Below are 678 nucleotides of genomic sequence, written 5' to 3'. Positions count from 1 at the left end.
CCACTTTAAATGGCGAACAGCCATACCCTTGGGACCTACTTCAGCCCCAGGATGTGATGAGCCGACATCGAGGTGCCAAACACCGCCGTCGATATGAACTCTTGGGCGGTATCAGCCTGTTATCCCCGGAGTACCTTTTATCCGTTGAGCGATGGCCCTTCCATTCAGAACCACCGGATCACTATGACCTGCTTTCGCACCTGCTCGCGCCGTCACGCTCGCAGTCAAGCTGGCTTATGCCATTGCACTAACCTCCTGATGTCCGACCAGGATTAGCCAACCTTCGTGCTCCTCCGTTACTCTTTAGGAGGAGACCGCCCCAGTCAAACTACCCACCAGACACTGTCCGCAACCCCGATTAGGGGCCAACGTTAGAACATCAAACATTAAAGGGTGGTATTTCAAGGTCGGCTCCATGCAGACTGGCGTCCACACTTCAAAGCCTCCCACCTATCCTACACATCAAGGCTCAATGTTCAGTGTCAAGCTATAGTAAAGGTTCACGGGGTCTTTCCGTCTTGCCGCGGGTACACTGCATCTTCACAGCGATTTCAATTTCACTGAGTCTCGGGTGGAGACAGCCTGGCCATCATTATGCCATTCGTGCAGGTCGGAACTTACCCGACAAGGAATTTCGCTACCTTAGGACCGTTATAGTTACGGCCGCCGTTTACCGGG

At 53.4% G+C, this 678-nt stretch carries 1 rRNA gene; it reads right to left on the bottom strand.

The annotated features are described in order from the left end of the window. Nucleotides 1-678: ribosomal RNA gene (locus F1381_RS27890) — 23S ribosomal RNA — on the bottom strand; the annotation flags it as partial.

Origin of the sequence: Paenibacillus tengchongensis (assembly GCF_008973665.1) — a bacterium.
Classification (GTDB): domain Bacteria; phylum Bacillota; class Bacilli; order Paenibacillales; family Paenibacillaceae; genus Paenibacillus_AQ; species Paenibacillus_AQ tengchongensis.
Note: the sequence above shows the minus strand (reverse complement) of the source record. Positions and strands in the feature narration are given on the sequence as shown.